The sequence below is a fragment of the Parabacteroides sp. PF5-9 genome (genome assembly GCF_029893105.1).
GTDB lineage: Bacteria > Bacteroidota > Bacteroidia > Bacteroidales > Tannerellaceae > JARXWG01.
The window spans coordinates 73,188-93,782 of sequence record NZ_JARXWG010000012.1; the positions used below are offsets into that span (position 1 = coordinate 73,188).

Here is a 20,595-nt window from a genome sequence, read left to right on the forward strand (position 1 = left end):
ATGTTTATTATTGAAGTGAAAAATTGAACGTTGGAAATAATAGAAGATCAATCTACAGATTAATCAGATCGCTTTCGCTGATATGCGCCAGGTTTTGACGACGGATCACCTCCCGGGCACTCTCCCGATTGTTTGTACGTAGAATAAGAACCGCTCTTTCCTTGATCGAAAAACAGTACATATACTCTATACTCAACCCCGCTTTTGTAAAATAACTCAGTGTTTGGGCAAAACTCCCGGCACGCGAATCGGCTACGATCGCCAATACATCCGTCATATTTGCTGTTACATTATTCTCTTTCAGAATCTTATACGCTTTCTGCGGATCACTAACGATCATACGCATAATACCAAACTCATTGGTATCAGCAACAGTCGCAGCAATGATACGTATATTCTCTTCTGCCAATAAGGCCAGAATCTCACTCAGTGTTCCGTATTTATTTTCCAGGAAAATGGAGATTTGATTGACTGTCATGATTTTTAATTATTAATTGTTAATGATGAATGATTAATAATTAACCATTAATCATTCATCATTGATTTAAATTGTTTTTCGCAAATCTTTCACACGCACCGCCTTACCCTCTTGTACAGGCAGGGATCCTTTGGCAACAAGTTTCAGATGCGGTGTGAGCAATAACTCGTCTTTCAACTGACGGGTGATATTCTTCGTCAAGCGTTGCAATACCGTATAATCATCGGTAAACAAATCGCTTAACTCCACTTCGATAAGCATTTCATCACTATTCCCGATAGTCTCTAATGTGATCAGGTAGTTGCTACCCAACTCCGGAAACTGCATGAGAATCTTTTCAATCTGAATCGGGAACAGATTGACCCCTTTCAGGATAATCATATCGTCGCTGCGTCCTCTAAAACGAGCCACACGCCGATGTGTACGTCCACAGGCACATATCCCCGGCATAAAACAGGTCAGGTCGCGTGTACGGTAACGAATCAACGGCATCGCTTCGCGATTGATTGTGGTCAATACCATCTCTCCTACTTCACCCTCCGGCACCGGTTCTAATGTGACCGGGTCTACGATCTCAACAATCACATAATCTTCCCAGATATGCAACCCGTTTTGTTCCGTACATTCAAAAGCGACTCCCGGACCATTCATCTCCGACATCCCAAAACAGTTATACGCTTTTACGCCCAACAACTGCTCGATCCGTTGCCGTTGCTCTTCCGAATGTGGTTCGGCCCCAATACAGATCGTATGCAGTTGGGTATCTTTTTTAGGATCTAACCCTATTTCATACATCACCTCAGCCAAACGGGTGGCATAACTCGGTATGATATGTAAACAGGTCGTTCCGAAATCAGTAATAAATTTGATCTGACGCTTGCTATTTCCTGCCGCAGCGGGAACGGTCAATGCGCCCAGTTTCTCCGCACCGTATTGAAAGCCCAATCCACCGGTAAACATACCATATCCCGATGTATTCTGGAATACATCCGTATCCCTCAACCCGATCATATACATACAGCGAGCCACCTGATTGGCCCACGCATCCAGATCCTTGGCCGAATGTAATACAACGGTCGGATTACCTGTTGTTCCGCTTGATGAATGCAGTCTGACACACTCCTTCAGGGGTATAGCCGCCATCCCGAAAGGATAGTTATTCCGCAAATCCTCTTTGGTCGTAAAAGGGAGTTTTTTCAAATCCTCCAACGACTGAATACGATCAGGAGAAATATTTCTTTCGGCAAACACCTTTTTATAAAACGGAGAGTTTCCGGCCTGGGTAATGGTCTTCTTAAGACGTTCCACTTGGAGTTGCTCGAGTTCTGCCCGGCTTATGGTCTCAATCTCTTTCTGCCAATACATCATTGCTTTTTCTGTTATTGTGAATTGATTTTTCGAATTTAGAATGCAAATGTATCGTTTATTTTGGTTCTTAGCCTATAATTTGATCGAAAAAGAGGTGATAATAGATGAAATTTGATATTTTAGACTAGTGTAATGTTTGAATATTTCAAAATTAGCAAGTGGACATTCTAAAATTAGTAAGTGGACATTCTCTGCTCCTCGCCTGGACAGGCGAGGGGGATCGCTGCCCCGCAGCGGTGGAGTGGTTGAGAGTATTGCAAGTATTTTAGTAATAAACATTTAACTTTAAAACACAACCTCTCCACCCCCGTAAGCGGCGGTACCCCTCTCCTGGCCAGGAGAGGAGCCCAGATAGCACTGGTCACTATATTGCATCTTCACCTTTTCTTCCATTTGAAACTCATCCTTATATCACATTATTTAAAAAGCACCTTCGTTTTCTTATAATTCAACGAGATAATATAAACACCTTTTTGTGTCAATGAGATAGTAGTCATTCCAGCAGAGATGTTACGATTTGCAATTAGACGACCGTCTATAGTATGAATCATCAACTGACACCCTTACTCCTTTCATCTACATTCTCTCCCCTTTTCACCTCATTCCGTTCACATTTTTTTGTAGAGGCATTAATCGTCTACCAATTGGTAGACGATAGTGACACAGTTGGTAGACGAAAGTGCACCAACTGTTAGACGATAGTGACACAGCTGTTAGACGATTAATTTTTGATGAAGAAAAAAATAAGTAATACAGATCTATTGGAAAAACGATCTGATTGAAAATCCTAAATATAAGTTACTATAAACCCGATGTATGACCTATTTTTATAATTGAACAAAAAAATCTATTTTTGGTGCTCTAAATAAACAGATCATGAAAAAAATTTATCTCGCTATGCTCTCCATCTTAACATGGGTATCTCCAAGTGTCAATGCACAATCATCGACTGATAAAGCGAATGACAACACCGTCACTTTTTATATCGCCCGTCACGGAAAGACGATGTTTAATACATTGGATCGGGTACAGGGATGGTCGGACTCCCCTCTGACTCCTGCCGGTATTGAAGTAGCCGAATATTTAGGAAAAGGACTGAAAGAGATCCCTTTTAAAGCCGCCTATTCCAGTGACCTGAGCCGTGCAAGGCAAACGGCCCGGATCGTATTGGAGGCTAAAGGCCAAAAAGAGTTGCCTGTCATTGAAGTTCCAGGTGTACGAGAAACCAATTTCGGCCGGTATGAAGGAGGTTTCAATACCGATATGTGGGGCGATGCGGCTTTATATATGCATTATAAAAATGGGAATGACCTGATGAAAGATATTGCCGGCAAGCCCGATATGTTTCAAAAAATACTTGCTGCGATAAAAAAATTGGACACGCTGAATATGGCTGAAGATTATAACGATGTCAAAAAACGTGGTCAGCAGGCGCTTCGTGAAATTGCGGAAAAAGAAGCCAGTCAGGGCGGAGGGAATATTCTTTTGGTCTCGCATGGCATGGCGATCAGTATATTTCTTTTCGAATTGGACAGTGCAGGTAAAAAACCTGAAGTCGGACAGATGGAAAATGCTGCCGTCTCTAAAGTCGTTTATAAAAACGGTCAATTCACCCTCGAATCATTTGGAGATATGCGTTATGTAGAAAAAGGGAAAGCATTATCCGGAAAATAAACGACGGAGAACGTCCTGACTGTTCATGTGGATGAGCATGAATTCGATCTAATGACTATTTGAGTAGAGCAAGAATTGAAGATTCTTTGATCCTGAAAGGATCGCATTTAGGTACCTGTGGTACGACCACGGGTTATTATATGACACTCCCCGAACACATGCCGCAGGTATGCGATTACGAATGGCATACTTTCAGCATGCCTCCTAATTATTGATGGGATGATTCTCCTGGGGTTAAAAACCACCAGGCTACCAAAAGGATAACCGTTCCGGTTAATTCGTTCTTATGATTCGTTCTCATGATTCATCTTTTTTTATCTTCACATTTTCTTCCATTCGACACTATTTCTTAGAAATTCGCACAAATAAAAGAATGCCCTATGCAAAAATAATCCATCTTTTTTACATAAAAACCACATTGCCTACCGAACAGACTCCCTCTACTTTTGCAACAGTTAGAAACAAACCAACAATATGGGAGCAGGAAAGAAATACTATTTAGGTTTCGACCTTGGCGGCACCAATATGGTGGCCGGCATAGTCGATGAAAATTATACCATCATAGCCAGAGAGAGTAGCCCGACGAAAGCCGGACGCAGTATTGAGGTGATCACCTCCGAAATGGCGGAAGTCAGTAAACGTGCGATTCAAAAAGCAGGGCTGACTCTGGAAGATATCTCCTCATGGGGAATCGGTATGCCAAGTTATGTTAATCCTAAAACAAATTTACTGGTGCATGCCAATAATTTCGGATGGAAGAATGTACCCATTTATGAACATTTGCAAAAACATATTTCACTACCCATTTATATAGCGAATGATGCAAACTGTGCAGCTTACGGAGAGGTTTTAGCCGGAGCTGCCAGTGCATATACGGATGCCATTATGTTGACATTAGGCACCGGTGTTGGTGGCGGTATTGTGATGGACAAGAAGATTTATTCAGGTTATGATAACATGGGGGCTGAACTGGGTCATACCAAGTTGGTATTCAATGGTATCGAATGCACATGCGGGCAAAAAGGTTGTTTAGAGTCTTATTGTTCATCCACTGCCCTCATCCGGAAAACCCGTGAGTTGGTAGACAATCATCCCGGTACGATGATTATGGAATTATGCGGACAGGATAAAGAACAGATAAACGGAGAATTCATCTTTGAGGCGGCTAAAAACAAGGATCCTTTTGCCAGTTCGCTAATAGAGGAATACATCTGCTATCTGGCTGCCGGTATCTCCACTTTTATCACCATATTCAGACCGGAAGTCATTATCCTGGGTGGCGGTATGGCTCATGCCGGCGACTTCCTTTTGGAACCATTAAACAAACAATTATATACAAGTACGTTTGCGGCAGAAGAGATCGGTATTCCTAAAGTGATACAAGCCAAATTAGGAAATGATGCCGGTATCATCGGCGCCGCATTCTTAGAAAAAACAATGCAGAGATGAATGTGAAAGAAAACGAAATAATTGAATCGTTCAAAAACGGACTGATCGTGTCCTGCCAGGTGCAACACGACGATCCGGTCTACTCAGAAGAGTTTGTACTCAAAATGGCGATTGCCGCCCAATGGGGTGGTGCTGTCGGTATCCGGGCTAATTCGCCCGAGCAAATCAGGATGATCAAACAACAGGTCGATCTTCCGATGATCGGGCTTTGGAAAATATGGCATGATGATACGGATGTATTCATTACCCCTACCCTCGATGCTGCAAAAGCGGTATGGGAAGCAGGAGCTGAAATTATCGCATTAGACTGTACCGATCAGATCACACACGAAGGGAAGCCAGCATACGAACTGCTTCCTATCGTAAAAAAAGAGATTCCGGAAGCGCTAATCTTCGCTGATATCAGTACATACGAAGAAGGAGTCAGAGCGATTGAACTGGGTGCTGATATTGTCGGTCCTACTTTATATGGATATACGGCAGCAACCAAACATATCGAACAACCTGATTTGAGAGAGTTCGCACGGATGTGTCGTGACTTTAAGGATAAGGCATATGTTATCATGGAAGGACATTTATATACGCCGGAAGACGCCATGAAATGCATCTATCTGGGTGCACACGCTGTGGTAGTCGGAAGTGCTATTACCCGTCCGCACTTAATCACCAAACGGTTTGTCGATTTATTAAGTGGCTACCGAAACGACTGGCGCGCAGACGAACGACGTAAACACTAAGAATATTAATGATTAATTGTTAATGATTAATTATTAGATATTCATAGACACCTTATTATAAGCGACAACCTTGGTCATTCATCATCAAAAAGACAGTCATATTCTACGACCTATTCACATTAATCATTCATAATTAATCATTAATCATTCAAAAACATGGCTCGATTCAATGTAGAAGGAACACAAAACGTAGAGGTAAGTAAGAAATTCCCCTGCGAAAAGTCTCTAGAAAGGCAATTAGAGATCATGGAACAATATACGGCGACTCACCAATCCTGTAGTTCTATGCCGAAAGAGTTGCGGGAAGCAGCCTGCCTACGTGTGCTCTATCCCACATTATTTCGTACCATTGCTCCCAATGACCTGATCGCTGGGAGAATTGACTTTTTACCGATTGGTTTTGGCTCCGTAACCTCAGAAGGAGGTGTCGGGCATTACTGTGTATTTAAAAAACTCCAGGCATTCAGGGAAAAACTGACAAAACCGGATCAAAAGCGGGTAGATGTTTTATACAACTACTGGCTTGATCATGATACAAAAACACTGTACGGCAAAGAGGTTCTGACGGATGACACTATCGGTATGTTTATCGATTGTGAATTTCCGATGATTGCCACCGCTCGTTTATCCGGCATGATGCTTGACTATCCGAAACTACTCTCCAAAGGGATTGGCGGATTAAAGGCTGAAATTCAGGCTTACCAGACGCAAGACCCTGATAATCAATTTTACAAGGCAGCCATTGAGTGTTTAGAACTCTTTGTCGACTGCGCCGTTCATCTGCAGAAAGAGACTTTGGTACAACTAAAAGGAAGCAACGCCCAACGCAGAAAAGAGTTGAGCCGGATCTATGAAGGGTTGGAAATGATCAAATACAATCGTCCCACCACTTTTCATGAGGCATTACAACTGATCTGGTTATATGCCCTTCTGGCAGGAGTTATTAACTATGGCCGGTTAGATGATTATTTAGGTCCTTTTTTAGCAGCAGACCTTGAAGCCGGACGTTTAACCGATGAGGAGGCCTACAACTATGTCCATTCCTTATGGACCTTGATAGAAAACAGACGAACGACCGTCAACGGCCGGGTTATTGTCGGAGGTAAAGGGCGCAAACACCCGAAAGAAGCAGATGTTTTTCTCCATTATGCCATGCGAGTGGCTAAAAACAGCCGCTATGTAGAACCACAGTTTACCTTGCGGTTTGACAAAGATACCTCTGATGAGATATGGGATCAGGCGTTGGATGCATTGGGCGCAGGTGCGACCTACCCTACTTTGTATAACGACGATGTCAATGTACCTGCGGTAGCCTATGGCATGCGTATCGATGAAAAGGCAGCCGAGCAGTATGTGCCTTTCGGTTGTACCGAGTTCGTGATACAGGGACAAAGTACAGGCACACCGAATATCTGTATCAATCTGTTGAAATTATTGACCATCTTTATGAATGAAGGGATCGACCCTATAGATGGGAAAAATAAAGCAGGAACTGTACGGATCAAAAAACTGGAAACATACCGGACTTTTGATGAATTCTATGCCGGTTACAAAGAATTATTGGATCACTACCTCGATTTATCTGTCAAGGCACAATACTTCTCGTATGAGTTGATGAATAAACAGGTGGCATTCCTCTTCAATAGTATGCTTACGGATGATTGTATCGCCCGGGGAAAAGCTTTACTCGACGGTGGCGTTCGTTACCTGGGTGGCACTAATGAGACTTACGGTAATATCAATACGTCTGATTCGTTATGGGCCATTAAAGAGTTGGTCTTCACGCAAAAAAAATACAGCTTGCAACAAATTCATGACGCTGTATTGGCTAATTTCGAAGGTTATGAGGCTATCCGCAAAGATTGTCTGGCTTGTGATAAATATGGAAACGATCTGGATACAGCTGATACGATGGCCAACGATCTGTATGAATTCGTTGCCAAAGGGGTTCGGAATCGGGGTATAGCTATTGGCATGCAATATTTCTTAATCGTCATCAGTAACAATCAACTGAATACCGAATGGGGTAACCGTACCGGTGCCTCTCCCGACGGGCGCCTGTCGGGTATGTATATGAATCCGGCAAACAATCCGCAGGGAGGAGCCAATAAAAGCGGCCCGACTGCCCTGCTCAATTCCTTGCGTAGATTTGATCCGAAATACCATGCCGGCTCTGTTCAGAATATTAAGTTCTCACCGGCTATGTTCAATGAAAACAGAGCAGTTATTAAATCTCTATTTAAAACCTATTTTGAAAAGGGGGGATGCCATCTGATGGTCACAGTCGTTGATAAAGGAGTACTGGAAGATGCTATCGAACATCCGGAGAAATATCCGGATCTGATTGTTCGTGTAAGCGGATTTTCGGCCGTATTTGTTGATCTGTCTCCAAATATTCAGGAAGAACTATTGAGCCGTGTACTTTACAACTAATTATGATCATAGTTTTATGTTGACGATTCTGGAAATCGAACGATTTGCCATCCACGATGGTCCCGGAATCCGGACAGTTGTTTTCTTGCAAGGTTGCCCGTTATATTGCTCATGGTGTTCAAACCCCGAATCACAAAAAAGAGTTCCACAGTTACTCTATTTGCAGAACAAATGCGTCCGGTGCGGTAGATGTTACGAAAGCTGCCCTTCCAACCATATTTCTTTTGAAAGCGGACAACCTGTTTTTGACCGCATAGGATGTAACCATTGTAAAAAGTGTGTGCAAGCCTGTCCACAAGAAGCCATTCGATTTGCTGGAGAGAATAAAACGATCGGCGACATTATGCATATTATCCGGCGAGATAAAGATTATTACCTGAATTCGGGTGGTGGCGTAACTGTGTCCGGAGGCGAAGCCTTTATGCAATTTGAGGGATTGATCAGATTATTGGAATGTTGTAAAAAAGAAAATATCCATACAGCAATTGAAACATGTGGACAGGTGCAACAGGAGAAAATAAAAAAGGCTGCACCTTTAACCGATCTTTTCTTGTTCGATCTGAAACATACAAACAAAGAACGATTAAAAAAAGAAACCGGAGCAGATTTGGAACTAATTCTCTCCAACCTATCTTTCATTGCCGATTCCTATCCTGAAAAATTAATCTTAAGAGTACCTGTCATTCCCGGATTCAATTATACCGCGGAAGAGATCGGTCATATCTTCGACCTGGCTATTCATTACAATATCAAAAACATACATTTGCTTCCTTATCACACCCTCGGAAAAGACAAATATGAGCAATTGGGTATTCCATACCCACATCCATATAGCCAAATGTTGACAAAAGAAGAATTGATACCTTATAAAAAAATGGGAGATCAAATAGGACTAAATGTGCAACTTGGAGGTTGAAATTAGAAAATAAATAACCTTTTTAATAAGAGTCTATTTGCGAATTATCCATTTCTCTTTTCCTCCCGGTATTTCCTGGGAGAAACACCTACTATTTTTGTAAAAATCCGACTGAAATAATACTGATCTTCAAAACCCAGTTTAAAAGAGATTTGATTGATTTTCATATCTGTATGGATCAGGAACTGACAGGCACGTTCTATTTTAAGATGCAAAAAATAGTTCATTGGCGAATATTTCACCTCCTTAAAAAATAAACGGTAAAAATGTGATTCTGAATAGCCGAAATACGATGCGATCTCTTTTAAGGTAATTTTCTTTTCTATATTTTCATTCATATAATGTGTAGCCAGACTGATGAAAAACGTATTTTGAGTTCCTTTTTTTCTCAGTTTGACATCCCGATAAGACTGTACATATAAAAAGGTTCCCAATAAATGGTTGAGACTCAGGTTGGCATAATTGATCATATGTTCATCGTTCCCCAATTCAAGGGCAGAGATTAATTCCTCAAAAAAAGAGATACGATCATTGATCCGTGAGGATTCGCCCATATCAATCAAACGTACTCCTGGCAACATATCACATATATACCGAGCTTTCTGTCCTTTAAAATGGATCCAATAAATAGACCACGGGGCTTGCTGACTCGAACCATACTGATGCGCCTGTTCTGCAGGAAGAATAAAAAAATGATTGGCCGGGACGATATATAATTTCCCATTCAAACGATACCACCCCTCCCCTTTTGTGCAATAAATCAACAAATATTCACCACATCCGTTTTCCCTGTCGATATAATGATTTTCCGCTTTGGGGAAATACCCCATAGAGTGTATAACCAACTCAGATGTCAATGGGTTATTCAATGCTTTCTCTATGATATTAAAGGGAAGCACCACCAATCGTTGTCCTAAAAAACCATGTTTGATTCGAGTCATATTCAGGTGTATTTCAATAGCTATTGTCTGCATGCAAATATAATCCATCTTTTTTACCTGTTTACTCTATTATGTAATTTATTAGGGAGATTTAATTTTGTCTCTGAGAAATCATGCAAATAACACATCACTCTTCAATTCATTGACAAAGTACAACAAAACAAAACATATGAACCGAAAACAATTTATTTCAAGCTTGGGCGCATTAGGCGTAACAGCAATAACTACTCCTACGATGGGATTTGCACAGCAGAATGAATCGACATCCATTCCGACAAAAAACAGTAAAATCCGTGTGGGAGTGATCGGTTGTGGCAGTGTCTCCGGCATGTATCTGCCGCATCTGACTAAATCTCCTTTTGCGGAAGTAGTTAGTGTATGTGATATCATTCCGGAACGGGCACAACAAGCCGCCCAGAAGTATAACATCAAAAACTGGTATCCACATATCGATGAGATGCTGGCTGGAGTACCGATCGATCTGTTTGTCAATCTGACGGATATGCAGGAGCACGGCCGGCTTAATCGGTTAGCGCTAAATGCCAAGGTCAATGTGTGGAGTGAAAAACCGATGGCTAACACCTATGCCGAAGGACGCGAATTGTACGAACTGGCCCAAACAAAAGGCGTTCGTTTCTGGGGAGCACCGGCTGTTGTAAATAGTCCGCAATTTGCCTTTATGGCCAAACAAATCAATGAGCAAAATCTCGGACGTATTGCCGCGGCACATGCGCATTATGGGCATCAAGGCCCCAACTGGTCCGCCTTTTTCTTTGAAGAAGGAGGAGGTAGCCTTCCCGATTTAGGTGTATATAATATATCCACCCTTACCGGTCTGTTTGGTCCGGCAAAATCCATTGTGGCTATGACAAACATAGTCGATCCTACACGGAATACGGGTAATAAAGGGCATATCCAGGTGGTTGCCGAAGATAACGCCATGATCATTATGGAGCATCAGAATAATGTATTATCACATATTCAATGCGGATTCAATTACTTCGATCCCTACGGTCATGAAGGAACCGGTCAGGAACGTCCGACGATTTCTGTTGTCGGTTCTACCGGAAACATGCATATGATCGGTTATGACTGGAAGCCGTTCGGCATCGATATGGCAACGATGAAGGACGAAAAAACCAAACGGTATTCGACCGATCAGGGTAGTTTCGTTTGGGAAGAAGGAGCTTCCGTTATTTGTGAATGTCTGGCCACAGGAAAAGAGCCGCTTATTAATGCCGAACATGCCTTACATGTGTTGGAAATTATTGAGGCCACACGGTTATCACAGGCAGAAGGCAAACGGATCAATCTGAAATCCTCTTTTAAATGGCCTGTAATAAGCTGATTATAACACTCTAAAATAAGTATAAGTTATGCACAAGATCATTTATTTTCTCTCTGCATCATTGTTTTTGTTAAATACCATGGCCTGTAGTAATAAAAAAACAACACAAAACAGTGATCAGGCAACGATGGATCCAATCAGCTTGTATAATCAGGTGGACTGGAGTTCGACAAACGTCTTAGCAGACTCAGAAAAAGCAAACGGATGGATTTCCTTATTTGACGGGAAAAGCGGCAACGGATGGCATGGATATAATCAAACAGGCATACCTGAATGCTGGGCCATAGAAGATGGTAGCCTGACCATGAATATGGAAGGGGGCGGTGAAAACACACAAGACCTGATCACAAACAAGGCATATAAGAGTTTTGTATTATCTTTGGAGTATAAAATGACCAAAGGAGCAAATAGTGGTGTACTTTTTCAGGTAAAAGAAGATCCCCGATATACCTATGCCTACGAAACCGGACCTGAATTCCAGGTCATCGATCATGAAAGCTGGCCTGATCCGCTCGAAGATGTTCAAATCAACGGTAGTAACTATGCGATGTATCCTCCGATGGAAAGACCGTTTAAGAATATCGGTGAATGGAATCAATTGATGCTTATTGTAGACGGGAACGATGTCACACAGCTTCTGAATGGTGTGGTAGTCGTTAAATACACCAAATACTCCGACGAGTGGACGAAACTCCGGGACAGTGGAAAATGGTCTGCCTATCCGGATTATGCGAAATATGACGAAGGTCATATCTCTTTGCAGAATCACGGGACAAAAGTCTGGTACAGAAATATCAAAATAAAAGAACTTAAATAATACAATACATGAATTCAAGACGGGATTTTATCAAAAAATCAGCATTGGCTGTTGCCGGGCTATCCATATTACCCTCGCATGTCGTCAGTGGACTTGGACACAAAACACCCAGTGATAAACTGAATATCGTTGGTATCGGAATCGGGGGAAAAGGTCATCCGAATCTGGTGGGTATGAATACCGAAAACATCATCGGCCTATGTGATGTAGATTGGAAATATGCCGATCATTGCTTCAAAGAATTTCCGAATGCAAAGAAATACAAAGACTGGCGCAGGATGTTCGATGAGATGGGTAAAGACATTGATGGTGTAATGGTTGCGACTCCCGACCATACGCATGCGGCTATTGCAGCTACGGCGTTAACAATGGATAAGCATGTCTATTGTCAGAAGCCATTAACACATTCGATCTATGAAAGTCGCTTATTGACCCGATTAGCGGCAAAACATAAAGTGGCCACTCAGATGGGACATCAGGGTAATTCCGGAGATGGTGTTCGTCAATTGTGTGAATGGATATGGAATGGTGAAATTGGAGAAGTCCGGGAAGTACATGCATGGACCGACCGACCGATATGGCCACAGGGGCTCGATCGTCCGACCGGGAAAGTAAAAGTCCCTTCTACTCTTGACTGGGATTTATTTATTGGCCCTGCAAATTTCCGTCCCTATCATCCGTCGTATACGCCATGGAACTGGCGTGGTTTCTGGGATTTCGGAACCGGAGCATTCGGAGATATGGGATGTCATGTGCTTGACCCAATCTATCAGGCGCTTAAATTAGGATACCCTGATCAGATACAAGGTAGTTCGTCTATGATTAATGTAGAATCACCCCCTCAGTCTGAAATGGTAGAATTCCGTTTCCCTCAAAGAGACAACCTGGCAAAAGTAGCTATGCCGCAAGTAAAGGTACATTGGTATGATGGCGGATTATTCCCCAATCGTCCGGATCTATTGCCCGACGGTACTGATTTAATGCGTGATGGATTAGGCGGATGTTTATTTGTCGGATCTAAAGACTCGATTCTTACCGAATGTGGCGGATACAATCCTCGTTTACTTTCCGGAAGAGTTCCTAATGTACCACAGACACTACGCCGTGTACCGGGTGCAACCGGCTATCACGATGGTTACCATGAACAAGACTGGGTACGTGCCTGCAAAGAATCCCCTCAGAGCCGCATTGAAACGACTGGTAATTTTGCCTACGCAGGCCCATTCAACGAAATGGTATTACTAGGCGTATTGGCTATTCGTTTGCAAAGTCTGAGAAAAATTCTGAAATGGGATGGTGAGAATATGCGCTTTACAAACATCTCACCAACTGATGAATTAAGGATTATTTCTAAAAACAAATTCCAGGTTATTGACGGTCATCCATATTCTGATATTGAATATGCGAAGTTCAATGCACAGGAAGCTGTCGCAGAATATATCAAACACAATTACAGGGAAGGATGGTCTTTGCCTGCGATGCCTTAAAAGAATATAAATAAGGGGTTGAAGGTTACTTCAGCCCTTTTTCTTATCAATAAATGACTTATCATGAAATATATTTATCTATTTCTCATCACATCTGTTTTAGGTTTTACTGCTTGCCAGACAAAAAACAAACAAGTAGAAGAGACCAATCATTCAAAGCTTGACTGCAAAATCGGGATCCAAACTTATACCTTCCATAAATTCACCCTTATGGAGACATTGGATAAAACCAAAGAGTTAGGATTAGATTATGCCGAAGCGTTCTTCTTTCAGGAATTAGGTGACAGTTTCGGAAAAGAGACTTATCTGAATTACGACCTGTCACAAACACAAAAAGAACAGCTAAAAAAGGAGTTCGAAAAACGAGGTATCAAACCCTATAGTTTTGGCGTTGCTTTTTACGACACCATTGAAGATTGGGAAAAATTCTTCACGTTTTCAAAAGAGATGGGTATCCATACCGTTACCTGCGAGCCCAAATTGGAACATCTGGACTTTGTCGAACAGATGGCTTTAAAATATCAGATCGAAGTAGCCATTCACAACCATCCCGATCCTTCCGTATACGCCGATCCGAATGTGTTGGTAAAAGCATTGGAAGGACGTCATCCGATTATGGGTGTTTGTGCCGATATAGGTCATTGGAAACGTTCAGGTTTCGACCCGATCGAAACACTTCGAAAATTCGATGGCAGAATCAAAGTGGTTCATTTGAAGGATTTGAGTTCCGACCTGGAGGATACAACATGGGGGACCGGTATTCTTCCGGTAAAAGAGGCTGTAGAAGAGTTGAAAAAGCAACAGTTTGACGGACTTATTTCTATTGAATATGAAAACTTTTCCGATTCACAAATCGATGATATTGAAAAGAGCCTGAAATTCTTTGAAAGTGTCAGGAACTAATAGCCAACATGAGTTTCAAAAATTGATAGGATCATACGATCATAACATTACGTGAGTTTAAGAAAAATGCGTTCAATCTGAAGATTAAATCTTTAGATCAAATTCATGTCAAAACATAAACAAAAAATCGTTTGATAGTTGTCAAACGATTTTTTTATAATTATCAAACGATCATTCGACAATTGTGTAACGATCGTTTGACAATTGTCGAATGAATTTTTCTTTTCAATCGAATCGCAACATCTCCACCTAATTACTTAAAAGAGAATGTATTCAGATTCGATTCATCCGCCGAGTTCAGTCCCACCCACAAATGGAAATCACCGGTTTCTGCTCTACGTATGCCATCTATCCCATAAAAAGCGATCGATTTTTCGTCAATACGGAAAGAGACTTCTTTTTGCCCTCCCGCTTTTAATGCGATCTTATCAAAGCCCTTCAGTTCTTTTACCGGTCGCGTCACACTGCCAACAAGATCACGGATATACAACTGAACAACGACTTCACCGTCACGCGTGCCTGTATTCTTCACATTCGCGGTGACATTGATCTCTCCTCCTTTCGAGAATGTATTCGTATTTAGCTTGACATCACTCACTTCAAACGTCGTATAACTCAACCCATAACCAAAAGGGTACAAAGGAGTAACCGGTACGTCGAGATAAGACGATTTATAATCAGTCTCTGGTGCTTCCGGTGGCAATGGGCGTCCCGTATTTTTGTGATTATAATAAATAGGGATTTGACCGACATTGCGTGGGAACGACATGGTTAGTCTTCCCGAAGGATTATAATCGCCGCTGATCACATCTGCCATTCCGTGTCCGGCCATCGTTCCAAGATACCATGCTTCCAAGATAGCATCAACGTTTTCATCCTCCCATGACAGATCCAACGGACGGCCATTGACCAATACCAAACCGACTGGTTTACCGGTCTTTTTCAGTTCTTTCAACAGTGTTTGCTGAACGCCAGGCAACTGTATATTTGTACGACAGGCTGCTTCACCACTCCAGTTGAAATCTTCACCCATCGCTGCTAATACAATATCTGCACGGCGTGCCACGGCAATTGCTTCGTTGAATTTACTCTGATCGTTCGTCAACAGATCGCATCCTTCGGCATAAATAAACTTCACATTCGTTCCAACATATTTTTCGGTCAGTCCTTCAAACAGAGAGATACTTTGCTCCCGATTTCCCTGTCCGGCCCACTCACCATTCTGATTGATCTTATCTTTGACCATTGGCCCGATCAAAGCGACAGTTATATTTTTATCCTTTGAGATCGGGAAAAAGGCCTTTTCATTCTTCAATAAGACCATAGCACGAGCAGCCGATTCACGGGCTTCCTGAAGAAATTCAGGTTTCATAATCGTATTTTTCTCGCGTTCATTATCCAGATAACGATAAGGGTCATCAAACAAACCGAGAATAAATTTCATTTCCAGGATACGACAGACGGCCAGATCGATCGTTTCTTCAGACACCTTTCCTTCTTGGACAGATTCCAACAGGTATTTGCTAAACACGGCACCGGTCATATCCATCTCGATGCCTGCATTGGCGGCTAATTCTCCTGCACCTTTCTCATCTGCTGCAACACCATGTGCCACCATTTCATTAATACCGGTGTAATCGGTCACAACAAAACCCCGGAAATCCCATTGATCGCGTAACAAATCGGTCATCAGCCATTTATTACCTGTTGCCGGAACACCATTGATTTCATTAAAAGAGGCCATATAAGTAGCCACTCCCGCTTGATTAGCCGCTTCATAAGGCGGCATATAGTAATTCATCAACGTATTATGAGATAGTTCTGCCGGATTATAATCCCGTCCCGCTTCGGATGCACCGTAGGCCGCAAAATGTTTGCAACACGCCAATACGGTATGAAGTTCTCCCAGCGAACGCCAGTTATCTCCTCCCTGAAAACCTTCCACACGTACTTTGGCAATCTGACTTCCGAGATAAGGATCCTCCCCTGCCCCTTCCATCACACGTCCCCAACGTGCATCACGGCCTATGTCCACCATCGGCGCAAATGTCCAGTGAATACCCTCTGCACTCGCTTCGGCAGCTGCAATCTCCGCACTGCGCTGCATACGCTCGAGATCCCACGAACATGATTCGGCTAATGGCATTGGAAAAATTGTGCGGAAACCATGTATGACATCATAACCAAACAGTACGGGTATTTTCAGTCGACTTTCAGCCAAAGCCATTTCCTGCATCCGGCGTACTCCATCAACGGTATAAACATTGAACAGACTACCTACCAATCCTTTTTTCAGATAAGGTTCAAAATCGTCCGACATCACCGGACCGGTAATATCCCAATTGGCCGAAAACTGAGCCATCTGCCCGATCTTTTCTTCCAACGTCATCAACTGCAATACCGAATCGACCCGACGTTCGATATCCTTATCGCCACTAAAACTGCTCCAACCTGTCACCGACGAGCGCTGACAAGAGGCCAATATAACAGTTACTATTATACCGGCCGTCAAAATCTTTTTGCACATAAATTTACGTATTCCTTGTAAAACCTAACTTTTTTAATCCTTCCTGTACCTCAGGACAACTCATAAACAAACGCCATAGCAATCCGGTTCTATAATTTTCAATCATTGGTGCTATTGTACATTGGTCTATGGCCAGATAACGTTTGGGATACCAGTTATGTTCAATGCTAAAGGCATCATAAAATCCATATTTCCCCCAGATACTATCGCCCAGGTTGAAATAAAAGTTTTTTAAGGCTTTAGCCGATTCTTCAGGTGTATACGGATAACTACTCAAAGCGGCTGTCGGTGTAATAACTCCCGGATCATTATGCATCGGTGCGTGTGCATGATACCCATTGACCGAATAACTCGCTGTAAGCCCCCAGCACGAATCACTATACCCTTTAAAACGGTTCGGGTTCTCCACACAATATTTATAGTTTATCAATGCCTGATTGCAATTCACATCCCAATAATTAGCGTATTCATCGACTAATCCACGTGGATCCAGCCCGATATAAGAGTAATGTGCCCAGAACAAAGGACCTCCATACTCTTCGGCATAATTATGTTTCAAAATCAGTGGTAAATCATAGGCTACCGCATCGCTTTTAATCGCTCCTTTGCGAGCCCATCCGTTATGATAGGCTGATGCCGGTATCGGATAAGTCGGTGAAGATGCTGCCAGAATATAAGTGATCAGACATTCATTATACCCTTCCAATGGAAAATTCATCTCCCAGGCATATTCCGGACTCCAGTGCCAGTAAAGCACATCCTGTCCGTTCTGATACCAGTTCCACTCCATTTCCCGCCATAACTGATCGATTTTTGCAGACAGCACTTGCTCACGCTCGGTTCCGTTTGCAAAATATTGCCGGACACACAATAAACTCTGCATCAGAAAGGCACTCTCAACCAGATCCCCGCCATTGTCTTTTTTTCCGAAAGGTTTCACCTTGCCCGTTGGCCCATGCAGCCAGTGTGGCCATACCCCATGAAAACGATCAGCTTTCTCCAGATAATCGACAATACGGTATAAACGTTCCACGCCTTCTTCCCGGGTAATAAACTGACGTTCTATCCCCACCAGTAAGCCTGCTATACCAAAGCCACTTCCTCCTGTTGTGATTACATCCGCATCATTTTCCGGATAATCCCCATCCATATGGATACGTTCGCATGCTAAACCGGAAGTCGGCTCTGCTCCTTCCCACATATAATTAAAATGTGCTTTCTGGATATAATCAAGAAATTCGTCATCCGACTGAAATTTTTGCGGACAATCACTCACTTTCTTACCCGTTGATACTTCACTCTTTTTGGTTTGATGACAAGATAGCAAGGTCATACTGATACAAAGAGTAAAAAAAACGATTCGGATATTGGTGTTCATAGCTTTTAGATATTTATTGTTTAATTGTTTTACTGAATTCCGACCGACCACTTTCCCCTAAAGCCTCTATAGCGAAATAATAAGTCGTACCTGCATCTAATCCTCTGAAATCATACGAATTATCATCAATCACCATAATCGTATTGTATAACTTATCCGGTGCTGTCCCATAATAAATATTATAGGCATAGGCCTTCTCTACCGGTTTCCAGGAGATGATCGCGTTTCTCGAATCTTCTTTGGAACGTGCAACTTTGAAATCACGTACAGCCGTAGGCTTATCTCCCTGTGCCTTTCCAAAGACACGGAAACCGGATAAGGCAAAATGACCTGCAGCCATATGCTTATTCACGACCTTCAGATAACGGGTGTTTAATGGTTCACGCAATTCGATATAATCATGAGGTACATCTTTATCATTATCTCCTTTATCAACAACTAATTCCCACTCTTTACCATCTATAGAATGATAAATCCGGTATTGATGATAGATATCATTTGCCCGGGTAAACTGAACGGCTCTATGATCATAGAAATTCAATTGTATGGCTCTGACCTCTTTTTGCTCTTCCAGATCTATTTGCAGCCATTCTCCGGCATCACCACTACCGGCCGACCAGAATGTGCGCATACTTTCATCCACAGCATTGGCAGGAACAAGCGTACTATCGACCGAAGAGGCTGTTACCGGCTTATTATAAGAGAGCAACATCCAACCTGTAAATGTATTTTCATTACTGATATCCACAAATTTCTTTTTAGATGCGTATAATGGATAATCTCCGAATGCTGTATTGGAATACATTACACCATCCTTGTCAAATCCTGTCGGATAAATACCGATTCGTCGTTCAAATTTGTATTTCAACGAAAGCATACAGGTTGCCACATGCCAGTAATTACCATAAACATCTTCAAATGAACCGCCATGCCCTGCTCCCTGAACAAAGCCTCCCGGTTTATAACTCATCGGATTATGTTTCTGATATGTATATGGTCCTAACGGATGATCAGAAACATATACACCATCGGCATATACTTTAAACTCCGTTCCCGGCGCTCCGTACTGGAAATAGTATTTCCCATTGTATTTATTGACGAACGCTCCTTCGGTAAACGGAGCCAGTGTCGTACTATCGTCATTATTCATGCCGAATCGTTCCCAGCCATGTTTATCCGGTTCGAGCATCATGATATTCTCTATTTTACTGATCGGATGAAAAGTATATGGGTCGAGCTCTACGCCTTTTAATGCATATTCGTTACTTGAGCCATAATAGAGATAAAGACGCCCGTCTTCATCTTCCAGAAATGCCGGATCCCAGCTGGGCAGATCGGTTTTCTCCACATAACGTTTGAATTTTCCGCTTTTAGGATTCGTACTATACCAAATCGGCAAACCATTATAAGTCGATCCGGTATAAAACAACGTATCACCACGCACAAAAGCGGCTGGCGCACAATGATCATCGTCTTCATGATAACGATTGAGACCTGCATAGACATATTCCCATGAACTCAGATCTTTAGAATAATAGAAACCGCTCTGATTGGTTGAAAAGAGGAAATATTCATCCTTATATACTACGATCATAGGATCAGCTGTCGAACGAAATGATCCGTTCTTGACCAGATCAGGAAGAGCAGCCCTGAAACTGTAGCTAATATTGGTTGGATTACAGTAAGTAGAAGGCCTATCATTTGCCGGATCAAACCAACGGGTCGCCCGTCCTGGTCCGCGATCTATAATAACCGGATCTCCCTTCTGCATCCGGATATTTATTTTCGTCTCTTTCTCCGTAAATGTATGATAAGTATACTTCATTCCCGGATAATAAACAAAGAGTTCATGATCATACTTACTGGCTTTTACACGGAAATACCCGTCAGCATCAGTATTATAATGTACCGGACTTGCCGTAAACATGACTGTTGCTCCTTCCAATGGTTTCCCGTCGGGACCGGTCACGGTTCCTTCAATTATACGCTCTTTCGAAATTGTGATATAATAATCACTGACCTGCCCCTTTACGACAATGATCGAATCACCATCGCTTCCCTGTGCCTGCAATAAATGACAGACACAGAGAAAAAACGATGTGATTATCAACTTAAAAAACCTAACCATTCTTTTCACCT

15 protein-coding genes are annotated in these 20,595 nt (G+C 42.3%); 9 read left to right on the top strand and 6 right to left on the bottom strand.

What is annotated here, in order from left to right; translation table 11 throughout:
* Positions 1 to 52 precede the first annotated feature (52 nt).
* Both M2135_RS08525 and M2135_RS08530 read right to left on the bottom strand, forming a co-directional pair.
* On the bottom strand, positions 53 to 478 hold the full coding sequence (locus M2135_RS08525; protein WP_280748067.1) for an ACT domain-containing protein: 426 nt from the start codon (positions 476 to 478) through the stop codon (positions 53 to 55).
* 66 nt (positions 479 to 544) lie between these two features.
* Positions 545 to 1,846: a phenylacetate--CoA ligase gene (locus tag M2135_RS08530; RefSeq protein WP_280748068.1), complete on the bottom strand. Its 1,302-nt coding sequence runs from the start codon at positions 1,844 to 1,846 to the stop codon at positions 545 to 547.
* A gap of 876 nt (positions 1,847 to 2,722) precedes the next feature.
* Here M2135_RS08530 and M2135_RS08535 point away from each other — a divergent pair.
* The 5 genes from M2135_RS08535 to M2135_RS08555 all read left to right on the top strand — a co-directional run bounded on the left by M2135_RS08535 (position 2,723) and on the right by M2135_RS08555 (position 9,055).
* Complete coding sequence (locus tag M2135_RS08535; RefSeq protein WP_280748069.1) at positions 2,723 to 3,520, top strand: histidine phosphatase family protein; 798 nt, start codon at positions 2,723 to 2,725, stop codon at positions 3,518 to 3,520.
* Positions 3,521 to 3,994: 474 nt separating this feature from the next.
* Positions 3,995 to 4,969 carry an ROK family protein gene (locus M2135_RS08540; RefSeq protein WP_280748070.1) on the top strand — a complete coding sequence of 325 codons (975 nt, stop codon included), beginning with the start codon at positions 3,995 to 3,997 and terminating at the stop codon, positions 4,967 to 4,969.
* Entirely contained in the window at positions 4,966 to 5,706 is a 741-nt protein-coding gene (locus M2135_RS08545; RefSeq protein WP_280748071.1) for an N-acetylmannosamine-6-phosphate 2-epimerase, read from the top strand. The genes M2135_RS08540 and M2135_RS08545 overlap by 4 nt, the downstream gene beginning before the upstream one ends.
* Positions 5,707 to 5,862: 156 nt before the next feature.
* Positions 5,863 to 8,139, top strand: a complete 2,277-nt coding sequence (locus tag M2135_RS08550; RefSeq protein ID WP_280748072.1) for a pyruvate formate lyase family protein — start codon at positions 5,863 to 5,865, stop codon at positions 8,137 to 8,139.
* A 16-nt stretch (positions 8,140 to 8,155) separates the two neighbouring features.
* Positions 8,156 to 9,055, top strand: a complete 900-nt coding sequence (locus M2135_RS08555) for a glycyl-radical enzyme activating protein (protein WP_280748073.1) — start codon at positions 8,156 to 8,158, stop codon at positions 9,053 to 9,055.
* 44 nt (positions 9,056 to 9,099) lie between these two features.
* Here M2135_RS08555 and M2135_RS08560 read toward each other — a convergent pair whose 3' ends face one another.
* Positions 9,100 to 10,044 (bottom strand): helix-turn-helix domain-containing protein, encoded by a 945-nt coding sequence (locus M2135_RS08560; RefSeq protein WP_280748074.1) that lies wholly within the window; start codon positions 10,042 to 10,044, stop codon positions 9,100 to 9,102.
* A gap of 121 nt (positions 10,045 to 10,165) precedes the next feature.
* Between M2135_RS08560 and M2135_RS08565 the strand changes: the two genes are divergently transcribed.
* Genes M2135_RS08565 through M2135_RS08580 form a run of 4 tightly spaced genes read left to right on the top strand, consistent with a single transcriptional unit; the run spans position 10,166 to position 14,551 of the window.
* Entirely contained in the window at positions 10,166 to 11,344 is a 1,179-nt protein-coding gene (locus M2135_RS08565; RefSeq protein ID WP_280748075.1) for a Gfo/Idh/MocA family oxidoreductase, read from the top strand.
* Positions 11,345 to 11,372: 28 nt separating this feature from the next.
* On the top strand, positions 11,373 to 12,161 hold the full coding sequence (locus M2135_RS08570; RefSeq protein WP_280748076.1) for a DUF1080 domain-containing protein: 789 nt from the start codon (positions 11,373 to 11,375) through the stop codon (positions 12,159 to 12,161).
* 8 nt (positions 12,162 to 12,169) lie between these two features.
* A complete protein-coding gene (locus M2135_RS08575) occupies positions 12,170 to 13,648 on the top strand; it encodes a Gfo/Idh/MocA family oxidoreductase (RefSeq protein ID WP_280748077.1) in 1,479 nt (492 codons plus the stop codon).
* Positions 13,649 to 13,708: 60 nt separating this feature from the next.
* Positions 13,709 to 14,551 carry a sugar phosphate isomerase/epimerase gene (locus M2135_RS08580; RefSeq protein WP_280748086.1) on the top strand — a complete coding sequence of 281 codons (843 nt, stop codon included), beginning with the start codon at positions 13,709 to 13,711 and terminating at the stop codon, positions 14,549 to 14,551.
* A 253-nt stretch (positions 14,552 to 14,804) separates the two neighbouring features.
* Here M2135_RS08580 and bglX read toward each other — a convergent pair whose 3' ends face one another.
* From bglX to M2135_RS08595, 3 genes are read right to left on the bottom strand one after another with little or no spacing between them, the layout of a single operon-like run.
* On the bottom strand, positions 14,805 to 17,078 hold the full coding sequence (gene bglX / locus M2135_RS08585) for a beta-glucosidase BglX (protein WP_280748078.1): 2,274 nt from the start codon (positions 17,076 to 17,078) through the stop codon (positions 14,805 to 14,807).
* A gap of 4 nt (positions 17,079 to 17,082) precedes the next feature.
* Positions 17,083 to 18,456, bottom strand: a complete 1,374-nt coding sequence (locus M2135_RS08590; protein WP_280748079.1) for a glucoamylase family protein — start codon at positions 18,454 to 18,456, stop codon at positions 17,083 to 17,085.
* Positions 18,457 to 18,469: 13 nt separating this feature from the next.
* A complete protein-coding gene (locus tag M2135_RS08595; RefSeq protein WP_280748087.1) occupies positions 18,470 to 20,584 on the bottom strand; it encodes a family 43 glycosylhydrolase in 2,115 nt (704 codons plus the stop codon).
* Positions 20,585 to 20,595 lie beyond the last annotated feature (11 nt).